The 2,599-nt window shown below is 65.8% G+C and carries 5 protein-coding genes; 3 read left to right on the top strand and 2 right to left on the bottom strand.

From position 1 onward, the window contains the following. Nucleotides 1-229 precede the first annotated feature (229 nt). Both AC1DQP_RS19290 and AC1DQP_RS19285 read left to right on the top strand, forming a co-directional pair. Nucleotides 230-412, top strand: coding sequence for a hypothetical protein (locus tag AC1DQP_RS19290; RefSeq protein ID WP_256775872.1), 183 nt, complete (start codon nt 230-232; stop codon nt 410-412). A 71-nt stretch (nt 413-483) separates the two neighbouring features. Next, entirely contained in the window at nt 484-1,074 is a 591-nt protein-coding gene (locus AC1DQP_RS19285) for a mechanosensitive ion channel domain-containing protein (protein WP_457321410.1), read from the top strand. 23 nt (nt 1,075-1,097) lie between these two features. Here AC1DQP_RS19285 and AC1DQP_RS19280 read toward each other — a convergent pair whose 3' ends face one another. After that, a complete protein-coding gene (locus tag AC1DQP_RS19280) occupies nt 1,098-1,364 on the bottom strand; it encodes a DksA/TraR family C4-type zinc finger protein (RefSeq protein ID WP_256775870.1) in 267 nt (88 codons plus the stop codon). 109 nt (nt 1,365-1,473) lie between these two features. After that, nucleotides 1,474-2,025 carry a DUF2058 domain-containing protein gene (locus AC1DQP_RS19275; protein ID WP_457321408.1) on the bottom strand — a complete coding sequence of 184 codons (552 nt, stop codon included), beginning with the start codon at nt 2,023-2,025 and terminating at the stop codon, nt 1,474-1,476. A 74-nt stretch (nt 2,026-2,099) separates the two neighbouring features. Between AC1DQP_RS19275 and AC1DQP_RS19270 the strand changes: the two genes are divergently transcribed. Beyond that, a complete protein-coding gene (locus AC1DQP_RS19270; RefSeq protein WP_457321406.1) occupies nt 2,100-2,597 on the top strand; it encodes a YgjP-like metallopeptidase domain-containing protein in 498 nt (165 codons plus the stop codon). Nucleotides 2,598-2,599: the final 2 nt, after the last annotated feature.

The following is a 2,599-nucleotide window of genomic DNA, read 5'->3' as shown; positions in this document are numbered from 1 at the left end:
GGGCCCTCCCGCTCGCGGTAGCCCAGAACGAAGACACCAACCGATCCACACGTCGCCGAACACTGCCCGGCCACACGCGCAGCGTCGTGCTCACGCTGCAACATCTCTTGCAACGGGACGCTCCCTCAAATGGGAGAAGAACCATTTTTTACGTCGCAGCTCTAAACCTTTTTCGGCCTGGCCGCATCCAAGCCTGCGTACCCCACCGGCCATCGCCAAGGAACCCGTCATGTCCTCCAGTTGCCTTGTCCTGCTGCTGTCGTTGGCCAGCAGCTGCACCCTGCCATGGAGCCCGGTGACGATCCGCCTGTCGATCCCGCCGCAGCCGGACCTGTGCGTGCAGTACGCCGAGCATGCGCCGCTGTGCGTATCGGCGCTGATCGCACGCCTGGAAGCGCATCGGCTGGTCTGATTGCAATTGACGAAAACCTTGCGGCCCGCGCATTAAGATAGGCGTTTACTGCACTATCGCTGCAAGGATCCATGCTGCACATGAAAGACCACCTGCCCACCTGGACCCACCCGTGGCTGCAGTACGGCATTCCCGCCGTACAGATCCTGCTCACTGTGCTGGCCGCCTGGCTGCTGCGCCTGCTCGCACGACGCCTGATCCGCCGCCTCGGCGAGCACTACACCCTGCCGCCGGAAATGGTGATGGGCGCGCGCCGCATCAGCAGCTTCATCATCAACTTCGGCGCGGTGCTGATCGTGCTGAGCATCGTCGGCGCGTCGGCCTCGGTGCTGTGGACCGCCTTCACCGGTTTCGCCGCGGTGGGTGCGGTGGCGTTCTTCGCCGCCTGGAGCGTGTTGTCGAACATCTTCTGCACGCTGCTGATCTTCACCACCCGCCCGTTCCGCCTGCACGACTACATCGAACTGCTGGAGAACGGCGAGAAGCCCGGGCTCAAGGGCCGGGTGATCGACGTCAACCTCATCTACACCACCCTGCAGGAAACCGATGGCGGTCATGAGGGCACGGTGCTGCAGATCCCCAACAACATGTTCTTCCAGCGCACGGTGCGCCGCTGGCGCGATCCATCGCAGGCGCCGGGCGGGATCCAGGGCGACGGCTGAGCGTATCGGCCAACGTCCGGCCCCTAGCGCAGCTGGCTGTCCTTGCTGCCGCGTCGGTTGTAGCCGCCGCTTTCGTGCTGGGCGGCGTCCTCTTCTTCCTGGCAGCGCACGCACAGACGAACGCCCGGCACGGCCTTGCGCCGCGCCTCGGGAATGGGCGCGTCGCAGTGTTCGCAGTGGGTCAATCCCGGGCCCTGCTTGAGTTGCGCGCGGGCGCGCTGGATGGCGTCATCGACGGTGGCGTCGATCTGGTCCTGGACCGCACCGTCGCCTGCCCAACCTGTCGCCATGATGTGTCTCCCATGCCGGTGTCAGACGCCCAGCATAGACCTGCGCCCTGGGCCGGGGCCGACGCATGGCTGAACGCGGCGACGGCCGCGTGAATGCTTCAGCCGGGCGTTACCAGACCAGGTCGTCGGGCACCTGGAACTGGGCGTAATAGGCATCGTCCTCGGCGTTGCCGGTGCTCGGCTCGGTGCCGGGCTGGGCGTTGTCGAGCACGATGGCGCTGGCATCGCGTTCGCGCACCTTGTCAGCGGCCGCGCGCGGCAGCAGTTCGAAGCCGTCGCCGAAGCGGACGATGACCAGCGCGCCCGACGCCAGCTGCCTGCGCAGGGAGGCGTTGACCAGCAGGGTGCGGATGACGGTGCCATCGTTGAAACGGTACTCGCTCTCGCCGTCGCGCTTGACCTTGTGGGTGTCGATGATCTGCCGGACCTGGGCCTGGAGTTCCTGGGCGCGTGCCTTTTCCTTGCGTTCGGCTTCAAGCGCGCGGTCGCGTTCAGCTTTCTCGGCGCGTACCCGATCGGCCTCGCGCTGGCTTTCGCTGGGCGCGACCGGGGCCTTGCCGTGACGGGCCTTGACCTGTTCACGGGCGGCCTGTGAGACCTGGGATTTCTTGACCAGCCCGGCCTTGAGCAGCTGCTCCTGCAGGGGATTTGCCTTCGCCATACGCCTAGCATCTGTTGTTGCGGGATTCCGGAGGCCATCATACTGGTCCGCCCGCTCCGCCCCAACCGTCGTCCATGACCGCCCTGAAGTACCTCGCCGGCTACCCGGAGGCCCTGCAACAGCAGGTCCGCGAGCTGATTGCGGGCGATCGGCTGGGCCCGTGGCTGCAGCGCCGCTACGCGGACCTGCACACGGTGCGCAACGACCGGCAGCTGTACGACTACACCCAGGGATTGAAAGAACGCTATCTGCGCCAGTCGGCGCCGCTGTCCAAGGTGATCTATGACAGCAAGCTGCAGGTGCTCAAGCACGCGCTGGGCACGCACACCACCGTGTCGCGGGTGCAGGGCAGCAAGCTCAAGGCCAGCCGCGAGATCCGCATCGCCACGGTGTTTCGCGAGGCGCCAGCGCCGTTCCTGAAGATGATCGTGGTGCACGAGCTGGCGCACCTGAAGGAATCGGACCACAACAAGGCCTTCTACCAGCTCTGCACACACATGGAAGCGGACTACCACCAGCTCGAATTCGACCTGCGCCTGTATCTGACCCACCTGGACGGCACTACCGGTTGACC

It is taken from the genome of Stenotrophomonas sp. P5_A8 (assembly GCF_056400545.1).
Note: the sequence above shows the minus strand (reverse complement) of the source record. Positions and strands in the feature narration are given on the sequence as shown.

Bases quoted from the DNA above. Each gene is read 5' to 3' on its own strand.
- AC1DQP_RS19290 (WP_256775872.1), top strand. From the start codon at position 230: ATGTCCTCCAGTTGCCTTGTCCTGCTGCTGTCGTTGGCCAGCAGCTGC.
- AC1DQP_RS19285 (WP_457321410.1), top strand. From the start codon at position 484: ATGCTGCACATGAAAGACCACCTGCCCACCTGGACCCACCCGTGGCTG.
- AC1DQP_RS19280 (WP_256775870.1), bottom strand. From the start codon at position 1,364: ATGGCGACAGGTTGGGCAGGCGACGGTGCGGTCCAGGACCAGATCGAC.
- AC1DQP_RS19275 (WP_457321408.1), bottom strand. From the start codon at position 2,025: ATGGCGAAGGCAAATCCCCTGCAGGAGCAGCTGCTCAAGGCCGGGCTG.
- AC1DQP_RS19270 (WP_457321406.1), top strand. From the start codon at position 2,100: ATGACCGCCCTGAAGTACCTCGCCGGCTACCCGGAGGCCCTGCAACAG.